The 18907-nt window shown below is 63.5% G+C and carries 11 protein-coding genes; all 11 read right to left on the reverse strand.

Annotation, left to right across the window (positions count from 1 at the left end):
• Nucleotides 1-106 precede the first annotated feature (106 nt).
• Nucleotides 107-403, reverse strand: coding sequence for a flagellar protein FliT (gene fliT / locus ACNFHO_RS05525; protein ID WP_054891887.1), 297 nt, complete (start codon nt 401-403; stop codon nt 107-109).
• A 15-nt stretch (nt 404-418) separates the two neighbouring features.
• Nucleotides 419-814, reverse strand: a complete 396-nt coding sequence (gene fliS / locus ACNFHO_RS05530) for a flagellar export chaperone FliS (protein ID WP_054891888.1) — start codon at nt 812-814, stop codon at nt 419-421.
• 132 nt (nt 815-946) lie between these two features.
• The gene (gene fliD / locus ACNFHO_RS05535; RefSeq protein ID WP_063545687.1) at nt 947-2353 is read right to left on the reverse strand and encodes a flagellar filament capping protein FliD; all 1407 of its coding nucleotides are present in this window, start codon (nt 2351-2353) and stop codon (nt 947-949) included.
• Between the two features lie 79 nt (nt 2354-2432).
• Nucleotides 2433-2789: a flagellar protein FlaG gene (locus ACNFHO_RS05540; protein WP_054891890.1), complete on the reverse strand. Its 357-nt coding sequence runs from the start codon at nt 2787-2789 to the stop codon at nt 2433-2435.
• Nucleotides 2790-2861: 72 nt separating this feature from the next.
• Nucleotides 2862-3722 (reverse strand): flagellin domain-containing protein, encoded by an 861-nt coding sequence (locus tag ACNFHO_RS05545; protein WP_063545688.1) that lies wholly within the window; start codon nt 3720-3722, stop codon nt 2862-2864.
• Nucleotides 3723-4002: 280 nt separating this feature from the next.
• A complete protein-coding gene (locus tag ACNFHO_RS05550) occupies nt 4003-4938 on the reverse strand; it encodes a ketoacyl-ACP synthase III (RefSeq protein ID WP_416765562.1) in 936 nt (311 codons plus the stop codon).
• 220 nt (nt 4939-5158) lie between these two features.
• Complete coding sequence (locus tag ACNFHO_RS05555) at nt 5159-8689, reverse strand: glycosyltransferase family 2 protein (RefSeq protein ID WP_416765564.1); 3531 nt, start codon at nt 8687-8689, stop codon at nt 5159-5161.
• A gap of 122 nt (nt 8690-8811) precedes the next feature.
• Entirely contained in the window at nt 8812-11532 is a 2721-nt protein-coding gene (locus ACNFHO_RS05560) for a glycosyl transferase (protein ID WP_416765895.1), read from the reverse strand.
• 56 nt (nt 11533-11588) lie between these two features.
• A complete protein-coding gene (locus ACNFHO_RS05565; protein WP_416765566.1) occupies nt 11589-15164 on the reverse strand; it encodes a glycosyltransferase in 3576 nt (1191 codons plus the stop codon).
• Between the two features lie 116 nt (nt 15165-15280).
• Nucleotides 15281-16843, reverse strand: a complete 1563-nt coding sequence (locus ACNFHO_RS05570) for a flagellar hook-associated protein 3 (RefSeq protein WP_063545692.1) — start codon at nt 16841-16843, stop codon at nt 15281-15283.
• A gap of 13 nt (nt 16844-16856) precedes the next feature.
• Nucleotides 16857-18902, reverse strand: a complete 2046-nt coding sequence (flgK, locus tag ACNFHO_RS05575) for a flagellar hook-associated protein FlgK (protein WP_063545693.1) — start codon at nt 18900-18902, stop codon at nt 16857-16859.
• Nucleotides 18903-18907: the final 5 nt, after the last annotated feature.

The following is an 18907-nucleotide window of genomic DNA, read 5'->3' on the forward strand; positions in this document are numbered from 1 at the left end:
AATGGTCAGTGTTCGGACGTCTGAAATTCGAAAACAGCCACTAGTTAAGTCAAAAAACAGCACACAGTCAAATTAATGGCGCGCAGCTTCTTGCATTGCCCAGCGATCAGCTGAACAGATGGTATACCTTTGTCGCGTTTTTTGCCTGACGTATCTGCGTCATCTCGTCGACTATCGATTGACGTTCACCACTTGCAAATTCAATCAATTGCCGATACACCGCCAGCAATTCATCCAGACTGCTCCTGACCTGCGCATCGTTTTCCTGCGCTTCGGCCAGGATATCCTCGACGCACACGCGACATGCCAGGTCGAGCTTGCCCACCGCATCCCAGTCGCGCTCAGCGAACGCTGCCAGCAAGGCATCGCGGGTCTCTTCGATACGTGCAATCACTTCGCTCATGTGCGCCTCCTGGAATTACTCTGCCGGCACCTGTTCGCCGATGGCGTCCCAGCCTTCCTTGACCGTGATCAGCAGGCGCGCCACTTCGTCGATGATCGCCGGGTCACTGTGGACGTTGGCTTCGATCAGGCGACGACTCATGTACTGGTACAGATTGTCGAGGTCGGTCAGGCTGTCGGCGTGATTCTCCAGATCCAGCCCTTCGCGCAGGCCGCCAATGATGTCGATGGCCTTGCCGATCAGAATGCCCTTCTGGGCGACGTCCTTGCGCGCGATCGCGCCCTTGGCCTGGGCCATCCGGTCAAGACCGCCCTGCATCAGCATCTGCACCAGACGGTGCGGACTGGCTTCGGAAGTCTGCGCAGCACCGTTGACTTTCTGGTACTGCCGAAGGGCCAACATCGGGTTCATGGAACTACCTCATTGCAGCGAAAAGGTTGCGTATACCTGCTGTATCGCCAGCTCGTCAAAAAACTTTAGCCATGAAACACAAAGCCCGGGACACCTGCAAGGTGCCGCCGGGCTTTTGTCGCCGTTTAGCGATCAGCCTTTCTTGGCCTGGGCATTCATCGCATCGAAGATCGAGACGATCTGCTCGCCCTGCTTCTTCATCAAGCCCAGGGCGGTGTCGAGCGCTGCGTACTTCTTGGTCAGCGAGGTGGTCAGCAGCTCGGTACGACGGTCCAGCGCAGCCTGCTGGTCCTGCAGGTTCTTGGTCACCTTGTCGAGCGCCGTCTTGCGCGAATCCAGCGAACCGCCGGTCTTGACGTAGGGATCGAGGGCCTTGGTCATCCGGTCGAAAACGCCACCGTCGGCAGTGAACAGCCCCTGGATCTCCGAGCCAAGCTTCTTGTCGTTCAGTGCAGCGGTGAACTTGGTGCTGTTGAACTCAAGCGTGCCGTCTTTCTGGGTGTTGATACCCAGCTGGCTGAGGGTATTGAGCTGGGTGCCCGAACCGGCTTCGGCGATCACCTTGCCGATGTCGCTCAGCAACGAGCGCGTGGTCGGATCGTTGGTCAACGGGCCCAGGCTGGTCACGTTACCGGAAGAGTCCTTGGTCGGTGTCGTCAGGGCGGTAACAGCCTTGCGCAGGGTGTTGTAAGCATCGACAAACGACTGAACCGATTTCTTCAGGCCATCGTTATCGAGCGTCACACTCACCTTGACCCCGGTCGTGGCAGTGGGCGAGGTGGTGCCGGTAAGCTCGAGGCTCAGGCCACTGACCGCGTTGTCGACGACGTTCTTGGAGCTGGTCAGCTTCAAACCGTCGACGGAGAACTCGGCATCCTGTGCCAGGGCGTCGATGAAGCCGCCCCCCGCACCCACCATCTTCTGCGTGCCATCGATGGTGAGCTCAGGGATACCGCCGACGGAAATGTCACTGCCCTTGCCGGTCGTGGTAGAGCCGAACACCAGCCGCGAACCGCCCGCCTCGTTGACGACGTTGGCGGTGATGCCTTCCTTGCTCAGCTCCTTGTTGATCTGGTCGCGCACGCTTTGCAGCGTGGAACCGGCAGCAACATTGACCTTGTAGGTCTTCCCGTTCTGGCTGATGGTCAGCTCACCTTCGCTGATCGCTGAGGTTCCCCCACCAGCGAACTGCTGGCTGGCGACCTTGGAACCAGTGGCCAGTTGGCTTACCCGGATATCGTAGGTACCGGCAACCGCACTGTTGGTGGTCTTGATCTTGACCACGCTTTCGTTGGCGGAAGTACCGGCAAAGGCGTTGAAGGAAGGCGCATCCTTGTCGTTGAGCTTCTTCATGGCGTCCTGGAACGCCGTGAGAGCGCTACGCAGGGAGCCAATGCCCGAGAGGATCGCCGAGTTATTGCTCGACTGCCGAGCAATCTGGTTGGACTTGGCCGAAGTATCGGACTTCACCAACGCGTCGACGATCTTGCTGATCTCGAGGCCGTAGCCCACGCCTGTGCTAGGAGTAATTGCTGCCATGTCCTGCCCCTCTCTTCAACGCGCCCGCCTCGCTCCTGCAAGGCCGGCATGATTCGTAACGCGCAATGCTCGCCGCCGGTCAGACCTTGGCGTTGAACAGTACACTTTTGACATCGCGCAGGCTTTCGGCGATCCGCAGGGCCTCCTCGGAGGGAATCTGACGGATCAGCTCGCCGGTTTCGCTGGCGATGACCTTGACGACAATCTTGCCGGATTCTTCATCCGTGGAAAACTCAAGATTACGTCGGGTTTCTTTCAGGAATTGCTCGATCTGCGAGACGGCGTTCTTGACGTTGTCAGTGTCGTGCACCTTGACCGCGTCCTTCTTGCCACCCTCGGCGGATGCTTCCAACGGCCGCGAGACCGGCTTGTCGGCAACCTGCTCGGCCGAACGTGCGGCCGGATAAGACAGGTTCAGCTTGACGCTCATGTCCATGTCCACCACCTCGTAATGAAAAGGCGGGGGAGCGCCGCAAGTGCACTCCCCCGCCAGCAGCTATCAGGCAGATTAGCCCAGCAGCTTCAGAACTGCCGACGGCAGCTGGTTGGCCTGAGCCAGAACCGAGGTCGAAGCTTGCTGCAGGGTCTGCTGCTTGGTCAGCTGGGCAGTTTCGGCAGCGAAGTCGGTGTCCTGTACACGGCCACGAGCAGCTTCGGCGTTCTCGTTGATGTTCTGCAGGTTGTTGATGGTGCTGGTCAGACGGTTCTGGGCGGCACCCAGGTCAGCACGGTTGGTGTTGATTGCCTGCAGGGCCTCGTCGATGGCGCTGATGGCGGCGGTGAAGGTCTGCTCGGCGGCGGTGCTGTTGGCACCGGTGATGCTCTTGCCAGCCAGGGCAGTCAGGGCGGCGCCAGTACCGGTGGTTTTCATCGCGGCGCTGAGCGTCACGGTGATCTGGTTGGCAGAGCCGGAGTTGGAGCCGACCTGGAAGGTCATGACGCCAGCGGTACCGTCCAGCAGGTTCTTGCCGTTCAGCTGGGTGGAGTCGGCGATACGGTCGATTTCCGACAGCATCGACTGGAACTCTTTGTCCAGAGCGTCACGGTCTTGCTGGCTGTTGGAGTCGTTTCGGGACTGGACGGCCAGTTCACGCATACGCTGCAGGATGTTGGTCTGCTCTTGCATCGCGCCTTCAGCGGTCTGGGCGATGGAGATACCGTCGTTGGCGTTCTTGATTGCCATGGTCTGACCGCGGATCTGCGAGGTCATGCGGGTAGCGATCTGCAGGCCGGCGGCGTCGTCTTTGGCGCTGTTGATTTTCAGGCCGGACGACAGACGGGTCATCGAGGTGCTCAGAGCGTCGGAAGCACGGCTCAGGTTTTTCTGAACGCCCAGAGAGGTGGTGTTGGTGTTAACGGTCAAAGCCATGACGAATTCCTCGTTGGATTGGGTACTGCGGCTTCCGGCCCTGGCGTTTGCCGGGTGTGTGGCCTAGAGAACCTTCGTAATGGTTATCGTCGTCGTGGCGGTTTGCTTTAGGGGGTTTTGCGATTTTTTTTAGTGGCACGCTGCCACCCCAATGAAATCAAGGGTTTGACGCCAGAAATACAGCGTCCGCCGGGGCCCGCAGAACTGCCAATAGACCGCAGAAATGCAAAAGCGCCGAACGGTTACCCGTGCGGCGCTTTTGCAGATGCAGCGACAATGCTCAATCAGTGCGTTCGATGATCGCCGAACCCCACGACAAGCCGACGCCAAAGCCACTGAGAGCAACACGCTTGTGGGTCGAACCCAGCACATGCTTCTCCAGCAGCAACGGAATGCTGGAGGAAACGGTGTTGCCGGTCTCGACCATGTCCTTGACGAACTTGCCCCTGTGCGCGCCCTCATCGAAGCGCGCCGACACCGCATCGACGATGGCCGCGCTGCCCTGGTGCAGGCAATACAGGTCGATGTCGTCAGCCTTGAGCTGGCTGGCCTCGAGCAACTGGTTCAGATGCGCCGGTACCTTGACCAGGGCGAAGTTGTAGACCTGACGACCGTTCATGAAGAACTTGCCATCGGTGGTGCGCAGGTGCTCGGCACCGGCACCGTCGCTACCGAACAGCGACTTGCCCAGTTGCCAGGCCGCGCCCTCGCCCATCCAGGTCGCGGTGGCGGCGTCACCGAACAGCATGGTGGTATTGCGGTCCTCAGGGTCGACGATCTTCGAGTACGGATCGGCGGTGATCAGCAGGCCGTTCTTCAGGCCCGCAGCTTCCATGAAGCCCTTCATCGCGTACAGGCCGTAGACATAGCCCGAGCACCCGAGCGAAACGTCGAACGCCGCAACATGGGTCGCAAGCCCCAGCTTGTGCTGGACGATGGCTGCGGTGTGCGGCAGGCCCTCGGCGTCGCCATTCTGGGTGACGACGATCACCGCATCGATGCTGGCAGGGTCGAGCGAAGGATTGGCGGCGAACAGATTGCGCGCGGCCTCGACACACAGGTCGGAAGTTTCCTGCTCGCTGTCCTTGCGCGGCAAGAACGTGGAGCCGATCTTGCCGAAGATGAAATCCTGGTCCTTGCCGAATTTGGCGCCCTGGGCGTAGTTGTCTACCCCTTGAGTCGGCAGGTAACTGGCGATGCTTTTAATGCCAATCATGTGGCTTCCCGTTCAATAACAGCGAAGTAGCCCACGGCGTACGCAACGACGAAACGCCAGGAAACACGGGACGCCCCTGTTCCTGACCACGTTGATGGCTGCGCGACGGCGGCTCCTAGTTTGGACAATATACAGTGAAGATGCGCGAAGTGACTCTCAAGTCACGCGTTTTTTGTCGAATGGACACCGCAGCGTCACATCCTCACTGCGGGTCACTCCCTCAATCGGGTAACCAGGCGCGGCGCCAGCTCTCCAGTCGCGTCCCTTCGAGCAGCCACTGCCCACGCACCGCCGCCTGCAACGCATCACCCAATGCCGCCGACGCGTCGCGGTCGGACAAGTGCAGACGGATCGCCTGCAGCCACTCGTCGGGCTGGTTGCCCGCACGCGACAGCGGCAAGGCATCGCCTGCGGCAAAGCCCGGCACTCGACTGCAGATCACCGGATGACCACAGGCCGCGTGCTGCAACACGCGCATGTCGCCAGAGCAGGCGTTTTCCATCGAGTCGGCCATGGGCACCAGAGCCAGATCCAGATTCAACGCGGCCAGGGCCTCGCCGAGATGCCCTGGCTCGACCGCTGCGTGCAACTCGCTGACGAACGGCTTCAAGCTACCGGGACACTCACCCAGCACCACCCACTCGACTTCACCAGACAAGGCCGGCACTACCTGTTCGAGCATCTCGTCGCCCTTGCCGGCGATCCAGCCAAGACGTGGCAAGTCTCCTGCGCGTCGCTCGCCCTTCAGGCGGCCCCAGCCGACCGGCAAGGCGCTCTCCAACACCCGGATATCGTGGTGCAGCCCCTGCAGCCGCTCGGCCAGCGCAGGGGTCGACACCAGCACCCGGTCAGCGTGCATCAACGCCGCCTGCAGGCGCTGCAGCAGATCCTCGCTGGACTGAAACTGTGCAAGCTCGGGATAACGGTCGAGCACCACCACTTTCAGCGCCCGGGAGAATGCACTCAGCCGACGCAGGGTCAGCAGCCCTGCATCATCCAGCGGTCGCTGCAGGATCACGCTGGTCGGGGCAAAACGCTCCAGCTCCACCGCAGACAACAGCCCGACGGTCGCGGCGCCGTCGAGCAACGCGTTTTCGCACAGCGCACCCAGCGGATGGATCAGACGCGACAGAGCCTGCTCATCCTGCTCGGCAATGCAAGCCAACACCCGCGGCACCTTGCCGAGCAGCGGTCGCCAGCTCAGGTCATTGCTTTGCAGCACGAAACCTTGCCCGGCACGCAGCGAGAAATTGCCGTTGTAGGCCGGGTCATGTGCCAGACGCGGCAACCAACGTGCATACAACGCGTCGTGCTGCTCTTCGTTGGCCAGCGCATCGCGTGGCGCATCCAGCAGCAAGCGCGCATGCGGCGTCCAGACATTCAGATAGCCAGCCTGATGCAGTTTCAGGCACAGGTCGACATCGGCCCAGGACGCCAGTAACTCGCTGGCATCGAAGCCACCTGCCTCGTGGAACAGTTCGCGCCGCAGCATCAGGCACTCGCCACCGACTGCAGCGAAGTTCTGCTCCAGCGCCAGGCGCGCCATGTAGCCTGCAGACTGCGCAGGCAGACCGGCGAACGCCGGCCCCACAGAGCCGTCGATCCCGAGCAGCAAGCCAGCCTGGCGTACCGTGCCGTCACCCGCCAGCAACTTGCCACCGACGGCACCGACTTCGGGGCGTTGGGCATGATTGAGCAGCGCCGGTAACCAGTTGCCATCGAGCACCGCGGCGCGGCCGTCGAGCCAGACCAGATAATCACCCCGCGCCTCCTGCGCAGCCGCGTTGCACAACGCAGCCCAAGGCTGGCCTGGCATGTAGCGCAGCACCTGGAAGCGCCCATCGCCGATCTGCCCGACCATGTCCAGCCATTCGAGCAGCGCCGGGTCTTCGCTGCCCGCCTCGATCAGCAACACCTCGAACTGCTCATGGGCGGTGTGCGTCAGCAGGGTTTCCAGGCAACGCTGGAAGTCGACCAGTTGTCCGCGCAACGGCACCATGATGCTCACGGACGCGACATGTGCATGGCCGTAGTCGATGCGATAACCACCCGGCACGTCGTCAAGGGCGAAGACCCGCGCCCGTTCATAGCCGCGCAGGCGCAGGTGATGCTCGATGACCGCCTGCTCGTCGGCACAGGCCGCCAGCGGCCCGCCATTGCCGATCAACAGAGGCTCGGCGACATGCATGACACTGCCCAACCCGCGCTCAAGCAACAAACTCAACTGAAGGCCAAGTTCGAAGGCTCGCCCGCAGTCGCTGGCGAACCCTGCCGCCAGCGCCTCGCGCCGATAGATCCAGTGTCGCGACAAGCTGCCCGGCATGGCCAGTAGCAGGTCGAGGTTAAGGTCCGGGCGCAGCGCCAGGTCGATTTCCCCTCCCTCGCGGCGCAGCCCTTCGTCGGCGTACACCGCCTGGCAGTCATCGGCCGCATCGAGCAAACGCACCGCCAGCGCCAGCAGCCCGCTGGCGACGATGGTCTCGCCAGCCTCGACCAGCAGGTACCAGTCACTTGCGCTATCGCTCAGCAGCGTGTTGATCGTCGCCACCGGATCACGTGGATCGCAGGCATGCCATTGCACACCGACACGCTGCGGGTCGCACTCACCCAGCACATGCACCTGCAACTGTCGATACAGGCCACGGTCAAGACTCTCCAGGGTCTGCAGCATTGCCTGGCGGTCAGCATGATCACGCACCAGCACGGCAAGCTTGGGCGCCTGTGGCCCGGACAACTCCTGCTGCAGGCGCTGTACCTGGGCGGGCAGCGGATAGCGCTGACGCAGCCAGTCGAGCATGCCGTGCCGGTTGCCCGCGGCTTCACGCACGGCTGCGTCCTGGGTCTTGGCGATGAAGGTATCCAACTGCTGCCAGAACGATGCGGTGCGTTGCACATAACGCTGCAGGCCATCGCCAACGGTGGCCCGGGCCTGTTCGAGGGCGTGCGGCTGGTCGGCCATGGCAAAGCCGACGCAACCGAAGAAGCTGTTGTCGAGCACCTGCTGATCCACGCCATGCCCCGGCATGAACAGCACAGGGCAACCACACAGCACCGCGATCACGCAGGTCATCGACCATTCGTAGGTGTACAGCACCTCGGCATGGCGCAGCACCTCGGCCAGCTCCACCAGGCTCAGGGCATTGGCCACGCTGAGCAGGCGAATGCCGGCAGGCAACTGGTCGTAGTCGATCATCTCCAGCGGGTGGCGGTTCTGGTAGAGGTAGGCGCCCTCGCGAGCACAATCGGCCGCGCCGGCGGCGAACAATTCGATGTCAATGGTGGGCAGGCACAGCAGGTCGACGTTGACATCGCCACGGGCCTCGGCAAGGCGTTCGGCGTAGTAGAAGATCAAGTCGGTCGCCGCCGCATTCATGCTCTTGCCGCTGATGAAGCTCTCGAAGTTGAGCATGTAGCGCGCCACCACTGGGCACTCCAGCGGGTTGCCGCTGACCACTTCGGGATAGACCGCGATCGGCACCTTGCCCTCGGCCAGGTGGCGGCGGGCGACGGCCGGGTCGAACAGCGGCGTCTTCAGGTCTGGATTGACCACATCGGTGCCGTAGATGTATGCCTCGCGGCCATTGAGGTTGAGCATGTGGCAGAGGTAGTGCATCGAAACGATACCGGAGGAGGTATCGCGGTAGGCAGGCGCCAGCAGGTAGTAGGGATGCCCCGGCTTGGTGAACATCAGGCGCAGGCGCGTCAGCGCCTGTTCGAGCGAAAGAGCATCCAGCTGCGCAGCGGTCGACATTGGGGGGCGAACTCCAGGATCTGGACAGGCCGCTGACCATCAGGGTGGCGGCCTGTCAATAATTTGCCAGCGGGCATGAAAAAGCCGGGCTTAACCCGGCTTTTTTGCAATTAGCGCGCCAGTCACCCCAGCTGTGCCAGCCACTGCGGCGCACCCGCGGCGCTCTGACCGTCGAGCCGCGCAACCCCCTGGAACGCGCCGGGCCATTGCTCGGCCAGCGCCTGCACAGCTTGCCCGGCAGGCACCACCAGCTCGTTGCCCATAAGCCTGGCACGCGGCGTCCACACTACCATCAGGCCGTTGCTGCGTACCGCCAGGCACAGGGCCAGGTCTGCCGCACCCGTTGCCGGCAGGCCACCGCACTGCTCGAACGTCTCGCGGCCGATCATCAGGCAATCGCCGGACACCGCCGGGCAATCACGGACCGACAGCGGCCAGCGCGCCGCGGCGCTGCGTGCCACCGAGGCACCGGCCCACGGTGCATTGACCTGCCCGCCGTCGAGCAGCTCGTAGCCAGCATGCAGCAGGACTTCGCCACGCCCCCACAAGCTGGCCCCGACGATCCCCACCTCGGGGCGCTGGGCCTCGTTGAGCAGCGACTCGATCCAGGCTGGAGTGATCACGTGGCAGCGCTCGGACAGCAGCACCAGGTAATCGCCACGCGCCTGCCCGGCGGCCAGCGCCAGCAGTTGCTCGCGCGAGGCATGCGCCTCACCGGCAATCAGCCGCACGCGTGTGCCAAAGGTCTGGGCAATTGCCGCCTGCCCTGCGCTGTCGTGCCCCGGCAAGGCCACCACCACTTCGAAGCGCGGGTAACGGGTGCGCTGGAAGATCCCGGTCAGCGACACCTGCAGTTGCGCGGTATCGCCCTCGCCCGCCAGCAGGATGCTGACCAGCGGCGTGGCGGTATGACGGAAATCGATGGTCAGGCCTGCACTGCCCTGGTCGCTGATCTGAGCGCGGTAGCCCAGCTCGGTCAGGTGGCGGTTGAGGACCTTGGCCGCTTCGTCGGTCAATGCCTGCTCGGGCTGCTGACCGATGACCAGGTAGTCGTCCATGTGCGCGAGACAGCCGACACCCTGCTGCTGGACCAGACGCAGCAACAGGTCGTACTCCAGCGCATGACGATAGGACTCGCTGTAGCCCCCCAGATCGACCACGGCCTGGCGACGCACCAGCCAGTGCCGCGACATCAGGCCTGGTTGGCTGCGCAGCAGGTCCAGGTCACTGCCCGGACGAGTCACGTCAAGCAGACGGCCTTCGCTGTCGCGCTGCACCTCATCGGCAGCGATCGCCTGGCAGCCCGGCGCCTGGGCCAGCTCGACAGCCAGGCGCAACAGGCCACCAGCCAGCAGCACGTCGCCAGCATCGAGCAGCAGCAGCCACTCGCTGGAAAGCTGCTTCACCACCTGGTTCAGGTGGGTCGCCCAGTTGCCTTCGTTGACCTGGATGAAATGCAGGGTATCGCGCGCGGTGGTGATGGCCGGGGGCTTGCCGCCCTTGAGCACCACCAGCTTGAAGTTGCGCAGGCCGCTGGCCAGCAGGCTGTCGAAGGTGGCCTGCAGCGCCTGGTCGTCGTTTTCCAGGTCCAGCACCACGAAGGCGATCTGCGCAGCCGGGTGGCGCGCCAGGAAGCTCTGCGCGCGAGCACGGTCGGCTTCAGCCGGGGTCGCGGCAGCAATGGCGGCCAACACCTTGCCGGACGGCGTCGTCTCGAGCAATGCGCGGGCATCAGGTGCCGGAACGCTGCCCAGGCGCGCCAGCCAGTCCTGCATTTCGCGAACATGGTGGGTGTCTTTGGCGCCGGTCAGCAGCGGCACCAGGCGCTGACATACGTCCTGGTTGAACAGGCCCAGGCCCAGCGCTTGCAGGTAGCGCTGCTGCAGACTGTCGTTGGTGTCGTTCGGATGCACTTGCAGCAGGTCGTGCTGGCGCACCCAGGCGCCTTCGAGCGCATGCAGATGACGCTCACCAGTCGGCCAGGCATGGCAGAGAAACTCGATTTCGCTCAGACGCTGGAACAGCTTGCCGTTGTAGTACGGCAGCTCGACATACTGGCGCGGCTCGAAGGTCTGTTCAGGGTCGTCGATCACGCTGGCCCAGTCGGAGCTGAACAGCAGCGGCGCCTCGCCCTGATCGTAGCTGCTGCGCACGAAGCGGTTGAGCACCACGAAACCTTCTTCGCCGGCACACACACCCGCCGCTTCATCCCACTGGCGCAGGCTGCGCACGGTCTGGGTCAGGCGCTCTTCGCGGGCGGCTGCGCCCAGGTCGTTGCTCAGCAGTTCGCAGACCACATCGGTCTGCTCGAGGCTGCCGATCTCGCCTTGCAGCAAGATCGCGTAGCCCAGCGCCACACGCCAGCCTGCGGCGTCCAGCGCTTGCGGCAGGCCTGCCAGCGCGTTCTGCAGGGTAGCGACACGCAGCACCGCGCGCCAAGCCTGTTGCCCGCTGTGACCATAACGGCGCACGCGCGCCAGAGCGTCTTCTGCGGCCTCGGGCGCGGCGAATGCACCCAGCTTGTGGTAGCTGAGCTTGCAGTTGCCCGCGGCATAGGCCAGGGCATGCCCCTGTACACCCTTCACCTGGGGCTGTGCAGCCAGATAGGCAGCAGCCTTGCCCAGCGCAACGGCGAGAACGAAGTCGGCATCCAGCGCCAGGCAGACGAAAGGCGTTTTCACCCGCTCGAGCAGTTCGCCGAGTTGGCCTGCCGGCTCCAGCGCCAGGCACGGAATGCCCTGACCGGCGTAGTAATGGAGTGCGCGGGCGCGGTGATCCGCCTGGTCATGCCCAAGCAGGACAACGGTCACGTCGGTGTGCGAGCCGGTTGCGGTATCGATCATAAGGCACCTGTTCAAGAGTTCGGTTCTGCGCAAGGCCTGGGCCCAGCGCCTGGATTTCAGTCAGCCAACCAGGCGTTGGCCCAGTGCTGCAGATGATGTTCGGTGAGGACGTAGTCGCTCAGTACCGCCTCGCGCAGAGCATCGCCCTGGCGATAGCTGGCAGCCGGGTCGTCGAGGTGCATGCGGATCGCTTCCAGCCACTGCGCCGTGGTGTTGTCCGCCACCCGGGTGCACGGCAGGTAGCCGGCATAGGCCTTGGTGTCCGTGCAGATGACCGGGAAACCGCAAGCGCCGTATTCGAGCAGCCGCAGGTTGCTCTTGCAGTCGTTGAACAGATTCTGCTCCAACGGCGCCAGGGCCAGGTCGAGGTTAAGGCTGGCCAGCTTGCGCGGGTAGTCACCGAACGAAATGGCCGGGTGAAACTCCTTCACGTAAGGCTGCAGCATCTCGGGGCACATGCCGAAGAACACCCAGTCGACTTCGTCGGCCAGTGTACGCACCACCTCCAGCAGCAGTTCCAGGTCACCGCGGTGGCTGGTGCCGCCCGCCCAGCCTACACGCGGCCGCGCGCTGGTCTGACGCTCACTGCGCAGGCCCGTCCACAAGGAGGCGGCGAGCATGTTGGGGACCACACGGATGTCGCTGTGCATGCTCGACAGGGCATCGGCCAGCGGTTCGGTAGAGACCACCACGCGATCGCACAGGCCGATGGCTTCGCTGACCAGCTCGCGCATGTTGCGCGGCAGGTTGCGGGCGTGATCGTTCTTCTTCGGCGGATCGATGATGTAGTCGTCCAGCTCGTAGATGCGCCGGGTGTTGGAGAAACGCTTGAAGCGAGCGATATCGCGCAGGCTCGCCGGGGTGTAGCGGCACTGCAGGATCACCACATCAGGTTTTTCCCGCTCCAGCTCGATCAGGCTCGGTGCGCTGTAGTCGATGCGCCCCTGGATCCAGCCGGCCTTTTCCAGCTCGGCGAACGGCTGCGATACACGGTAGTGACCGATGGCGGAGGTGCTGCTGGGCAGCCCCATCACTGACGGCATGGCGCGCGCAATGAACGGATCCCAACCACCGCGCAGGCCCGGCTCGAAGTTGAAGTTCGGCAGCTTCAGGCTGAGGTTGCGATTGTAGGCGGGATCGAAAGCAACCCATGCCAGCCAGCGTTCATAGAGCCGCTCCTGATCGGCCAGCAGGCTTTGCGGTGCGGGCTGTTCCTGAGCGGGCACCGGCACCTGGGCGACCCGCGAGAACGGCGTCCACACCGACAGGTAGCCCGCTTCGCGCGCCCGCAGGCACAAATCGGCATCGAACAGCGATACCTCGAACGCCGCGGTATCCAGCCCACCCAGCTCGGCGAACAACGCTGCGCGCACCAGCAGGCAGTCAAGGCCCAGGGCGCTCCAGTTCTGCACCAGGCTCAGGCGGTTCATGTAGCCATCGGCATTCACCGCACAGCTCAGGAACGGCGTGCCGGCAGTGCCGTTCATGCCCATCACCAGGCCGGCCGAGAGCACCGAACCATTGTTGTCGAACAGCTTGGGGCCAACCATGCCGACTTCCGGGCGCTGCCCCAGATGCATCAATTCCTGCAGCCATTGGCCGTCGAACAGCACGCAAGTGGCATCGAGCAGCAGCAGGTATTCACCGCGCGCCTGACGGCTGGCCTCGTTGAGGCTCTGCGCCCGCCCGGTGGCATCCGCCTGGCAAACGCGCAATTGATCACTGCCCAACCCCTGCAGGCCGCCCAGCCAGTCGCGCACCTCGGGGGATGTCTCGCTGCTGGCCACCAGCAACACTTCGAAATCAGCGTAGGCGGTATGGGCGAACAGCGATTCCACGCAGCGCATCAGCACCGCCAGCTCGCCCGCGGCGTGGATGAGGATCGACACACTGGCGGCTTGGGGGTGCAGGTAGGTGACCCGCGTCATCATGCTGCCTTCGATACTCGAAACCCGCGCCTGCACGCCCAGGCGCTCGAAGTGTGCTTGCAGCACACGCGGGGCCTGCACATGCGCCTGCGCATCGTTGAGCCAGTCGGCGTAGCTGTGGTGACACTGCACCAGCACTTCGGCGATGTGCTCGACTACCTGCAGGCCGTGGGCCTCGACCATGCGCCAGAGCAGATCGTGCGGTGCCAGGCTGGCAAAGCCTGCGTCGAAGCCGCCCAGTTCTTGCAGCGCCTGGGTGTTGAAGGCGAGCAGCCGACCGACATAGGGCAGGCTGCGCATCAGGTCGAGGTTGAAATCAGGCTTGAAGATCGGGCTGGAGGGCGCCAGGTTGTCGTTGGCACCTTCATCTATGTAGAGGCACAGGCTGTCGTCACGCAAGGCCATGCGCTCGGCCATGATCACCAGGGCGTGAGGGTGCAGGCGGTCACCGGCGCGCAACAGCAGCAACCAGTCGAACTCAGTGGTAGCGGCCAGCCACTGGTCGAGCTCGGCGAAGCCTTCTGCCTGGCATTCCAGGTGCCGGGCCTCACCCTGCACCTGCGCGGCCAATGCCGATGGGCCCAGCACCAGTGTGCGACGGGCGGGATAGGATTGCTCCTGCAGGCTCTGCAGGGTGGTACGCAGGGCCCTGTCGTCCCCTTGTGCGGCGAACACTGCTACGGCAATACGTGGTTGCCTCGGCCATTGCTCGATGCGCTTGGGTAACAGGCTGACCTGACCTGCCGACAATTGGCGCGACTCGAGCCATTCGGCGTACAGCTCACCAAAGCTGAGGCTGTCGGTGCCGATCTGCTGGGTGAAGTTGGCCATCTGCCCGGAGAAGAACCGACGCAGGTCGACCTCGTCCCAGACCTGGTCAGGCGCACCGGTGTAATCGCTCAACGGCAGGCTGCGCACCCAGCCATCGGCAGGGGCTGGCTCGCCGGTCGACTCGGCAAGCATCTGCATCAGCCATTCGGTCTCGATCTTGGCCGCCTCGACCATTGCCCCCTGATGGCTCAAACGCCCCGGGTACACCCGCTCCAGGCTCAGCACCTGGTCCAGGCTGCACAGGTGGCCGCGGCGCAGCAGGCAGGCGTATAGGGCGATGTCCAGACGCGCGGCAAAGCCGTGTCCATCCTGAACCAGTGCCGGCAGGTAGGCTTGCACTTCGCGGCGGCGCATCAGCGCATGGCTGATCCCGCCAAACAAATTGGGCACGCCATCGGCAACGCCTTCGAGCAGGTCGGTGCCATTGATCACGGCACTGTTCACGGAAATGACGAAATTCAGCCAACGCGCCGGAAGCAGCACATCGTCGGCTGCGCACAGCAGGCGCTGGCAGATGACCATGCTGACCTTGGCGTGATCGCTGAGGACCCTTGCCTGCTGGCTGATGCAGGCGCCGAACAGTACGTCGTCGTCACAGAGAAACTTGATCAGCTCGCCCGACGATTGCTCCAGGCAGCGCTGCAGGTTGCGGGCAAAACCCAGGCGCTCGGGGTTGCGCACGTGACGCAAGGGCACCGTGCAACCGGCACGCAGCTCTTCGCAGATTGCAGCGATCTGGTCACCGCGACTGTCGTCGCAGACCACGATCTCCAGATTCGGGTAATCCTGGCCGATGGCGCTGACCAGCGTGGCGCGAAAGAACTCGGGATTGAACGCGGGGATGGCGATACTGACGAGGGGTTGTGCGTTCACTAGGACTCACTCAAGCGATTGAACCGCGGGACCGGCTGCCACCCGGTCCGGCGCTGACCGGCGGGTGGCGAGGCAGGCTCGTGGGACGATCACCCCGCGATCACCCGCACCTGGGTTCAGATGTAGTTGACCAGCGACAGGCCGGCGATCTTGGCATACGACTGCAGCGAAGCCTGGAGCATGTTGGTCTGCATCTGCAGGCGCAGCATCACCGTGGCCGGGTCGCTTTCGCGGATCGAGCTTTGGGTCTTGGCGTTCTCGTTGCCCAGTGCTTCGTTGGTTTCGGCCTGGACATCCAGCGCCGCGCCGCGACCACCGATGGCGCTGATCGAGGAGCTTACCTGGTTGGTGGCACTGGCGATGTTGCCGATTGCCGAGTCCAGCGAGGCGAGGAAGTTCTGGCGCGCCTTGGGGTCGCTGTCCATCGGCACGCTCAACGCGGTGCGCAGTTGGCCAATGGTGTTGAGCATGTTCTGGTTCTGGTGGGTGTCGACCTTGATCGCGAACGAGTCACCCGCATTGGGTGCACCGGACAACTGGAAGCTCACGCCGGAGGCCGTGGCGGTGTTGCCCGCCAGGGTGCCGGTGGAGATCGGCCGGCTGTTGTCGGTGAGCGGCGCTGCATACAGCTCGAAGTCGGTAGCGCTGGTGAACTTGAGCACCGCGCCGCCACCTGGGAACGAGGCGTTGTACTGCGCCTGGTTGCTGATGGTGGCGTTATTGACCTGAGTGCCGGACGTGTTGCCCGGGCTGCGCGAGCCAGCGATGGCGTCGGGCTTGGAGCTCAGGTTGAAGGTGTGGCCGGCAATCGCGGCATCCGGGTTGTCGCCCGGCTGCAGGGTGATCTTCAGGCGCAGGTCGACACCGCGGAAGGAGATCGTGCCATTCTCGGCATTCGGGTTATAGGTCCCGCCCTGTGAGGCTTCCAGGGTCACGTCGTTGTTGCCCGAATCGAGGATTCGGTACTGAGTGCTGCTGAGGAACTCGACGCGGTACGGCTCGCCACTGCGGAAGCGGTCGTTGAACGTCGCGCTGCCGGACACCTGGCCGTTGGACAGGCTGACCCGACCATCGTCCACCGCTGGAGCGGTCAGGGTGGTCTGGCTGCGGCTGGTGTTGAGGGCCTGCTCGAAGGCATCGAAACCGGTCTCGTTGGCCGCCAGGCTGAGCATGTCGCCCACCTGCAGTTTCAGCTGGCCTTGGTCGCCCTGGTAGCTGTAGGTACCGTCAGCGTTGCGCACGTAGGGCGGGGTGTCGCCCTTGGAACCGGAGAACAGGTACTTGCCGTTCTCGTCCTTGCTGTTCATCAGCGAGAACAACTGCTCTTCCAGCGAACCCAGCTCGTCGGCGTTGGCCTTGCGGTCGGCGTCGGTGAAACCGGCGTTGCCCGAGCTGATCGCCAGCTCGTTGACCCGCTGCAGCACCTTGCCGATGGCATCGAGGGTGCTTTCAGAGGTGCTCAGCGAGTTGCGCACATTGGTGATGTTGCTCTTGTACTGGTCGAGCATGTTCTGTTGCTGCTCGAGCTGCAGCAGGCGCGAGGCGCCCACCGGATCGTCGGCTGCAGTACGCACGCGGATGCCGTCGCTGGATTCCTGCTGGGTTTTCACCACGTTGGAAAAGCCGCGCTGATAGTTGGCGCTGCTGGTGTTGTAGAACTGCGAAGTGGAAATGCGCACGGTCTACGGCTCCTTAAAGGCTGTTGATCAAGGTGGCGAAGGTTTCCTGGGCCGCCTTGATGATTTGCGACGACGCGGTGTAGTACTGCTGGAACTTGATGAGGTTGCCGGTCTCTTCGTCGATCGACACCCCAGAGACGGCGTTGCGCCCATCGAGCGCCGACTTCTGCAGGGCATTGGTGGCGTCGGAGTCCATGCTTGCCTGGCCGGCCTTGCCGCCGACGTTGGACACGAGCTTGGCGTAGGCATCGGTCATGCTGATGCCCTTGCCGTCGGCGCCGACTTCCACGGTGGACTTGGTCTGCAGGTCGATCACCGACTTGGCGTTGCGGTTATCGGACGAGCCTGCGCCGGTCAGCGAGACGGTGAAACTGTCACCGTTCTTCGGCGCGCCCGCGACGTCCATCTCGAAGGTGAACGAGCGCTGGGTGGCGCCGTCCATGATCGGGTTACCGGCGCCATCGACCATCGGCACCGAGAGCTGCAGCTTGTTGCTCTGGCCGGGCACGATGGTGCCGGTGCCGATGGAGTTGCCCTTGGCGTCGTACAGGGTGTAGCCCTGGGGGGACGCGGAGTCGTCGCCGAACACCAGCTTGACCGGGGTCGAATATTTCAGGCCGGTCTGCAACTGAGTGCGATCGGTGGCGTTGTAGATGTCGAGCTTGGAGGTCAGGTTCGGCTGGGTGATCTGCCCGGTGCCCTTGTTGCCCGAGCCGCTCACTGCACCCAACGGCGCGGACAGCGCCAGGCGCTTGGGATCGGTGAGCACCGACTCGATACCGGCTGCGGCGTTGCGGGTCGGGGTGATCTTGAAGCTGTCGCCAGCGGCAACGGCGCCACCATTGAGCGAGAGGCTGAAGCCATCGATCACTTTCGGTGGGTTGTCGTTAAGGTCGAAGTTGCCCATGTCGGTGCCTTCGGGCAGCTTGCGCACGTTGTAGCCGGTGGCACTGGTGAAGGTCACCTGGTAGTCGCTGGTGCCGAGCTTACCGGTGTCCTTGATGGTCACATCGAGGTTGCCGGAGCCTGCACTGTTGCCCTGGCGGGCGATACTGCGCTCGCTGATGGCCTTGGCGCTGTTGATGTCGCCGAACAGCAGCGCGCCGAATTCACCATTCTTGTCGACGCCCTGGCCGAGCTGGCTGTTGATCGCATCGGACACCACCAGTGCCACCCGGCCCAGCTCGTTGAGCGCAGGGTCCAGGGTGTCCTTGCGGTAGCGCAGCAGGCCACCGAGCTCGCCACCGGTGGTGGAATCGGTGATATCCATCTTGGTGCTGCCGCGGTTGATCATCAGGCTCATGCGCGTCGGATCGTTGCGGTTTGGCGCGACCTCGAGGGTCTGGGTGGTCTTGCCCAGCACCAATGCCTGGCCGTTGGGCAGGTAGATGTCGTAGTTGCCTTCGCGCTCCACCACCTGGCTGCCGATCAGCTTGTTCAGTTCGCGCACGGCGCCGTCACGCTGGTCGAGCAGATCGTTCGGCTGGCCCTGGATCGCCGACACGCGGGAGATCTGGTCGTTGTACTGGGCGATGGTCGAGGTGAGCTTGTTCACCTGATCGGCAATCGACGCCATGTTGGCGTTGATGTTGCTGTTCTGCTGATTGAGTTGCGTGGACAGGGTGTTGAAACGCTTGGCCAGCGATTGCGCGCTGGTCAGCAGCAACTGGCGAGAGGCATCTTCGTTGGGCTTGGCCGCAGCGTCCTGCATGGCGGTGAAGAAGCTTTTCAGGGCAGCCGTGATACCGGTGTCAGCGCTCGACAGGGCAGTGTCGAGCGGATTGATCTGGTTCAGGTACGAGTTGGCATCGCTGGACAGCGAGGTGGTGGTGCGCAGCTGGTTCTCGAGGAACGAGTTGTACACCCGGCGCACGTCGGCCAGCGTGGTGCCGCTGCCGATGAAGACGTTGCCGTTCTGCTGCGAGCCTTTGGTCTTCTGCACGTTCTGCTGGCGCGAGTAACTGTCCACATCGGCGTTGGCGATGTTGTTACCCAGGGTGTACATCCCCGACTGCGCGGCACCCAGCCCCGACATGCCAATATTGATCAAGCTCGCCATGATTC

Source organism: Pseudomonas sp. NY15374 (genome assembly GCF_048068255.1).
GTDB lineage: Bacteria > Pseudomonadota > Gammaproteobacteria > Pseudomonadales > Pseudomonadaceae > Aquipseudomonas > Aquipseudomonas machongensis.

Excerpts from the sequence above, each read along its gene's own strand:
- fliS (WP_054891888.1), bottom strand. The coding sequence starts at position 814 with ATGAACCCGATGTTGGCCCTTCGGCAGTACCAGAAAGTCAACGGTGCT.
- ACNFHO_RS05555 (WP_416765564.1), bottom strand. The coding sequence starts at position 8,689 with ATGTCGACCGCTGCGCAGCTGGATGCTCTTTCGCTCGAACAGGCGCTG.
- flgK (WP_063545693.1), bottom strand. The coding sequence starts at position 18,902 with ATGGCGAGCTTGATCAATATTGGCATGTCGGGGCTGGGTGCCGCGCAG.
- ACNFHO_RS05545 (WP_063545688.1), bottom strand. The coding sequence starts at position 3,722 with ATGGCTTTGACCGTTAACACCAACACCACCTCTCTGGGCGTTCAGAAA.
- ACNFHO_RS05560 (WP_416765895.1), bottom strand. The coding sequence starts at position 11,532 with ATGATCGATACCGCAACCGGCTCGCACACCGACGTGACCGTTGTCCTG.
- fliD (WP_063545687.1), bottom strand. The coding sequence starts at position 2,353 with ATGGCAGCAATTACTCCTAGCACAGGCGTGGGCTACGGCCTCGAGATC.
- ACNFHO_RS05550 (WP_416765562.1), bottom strand. The coding sequence starts at position 4,938 with ATGATTGGCATTAAAAGCATCGCCAGTTACCTGCCGACTCAAGGGGTA.
- ACNFHO_RS05540 (WP_054891890.1), bottom strand. The coding sequence starts at position 2,789 with ATGGACATGAGCGTCAAGCTGAACCTGTCTTATCCGGCCGCACGTTCG.
- fliT (WP_054891887.1), bottom strand. The coding sequence starts at position 403 with ATGAGCGAAGTGATTGCACGTATCGAAGAGACCCGCGATGCCTTGCTG.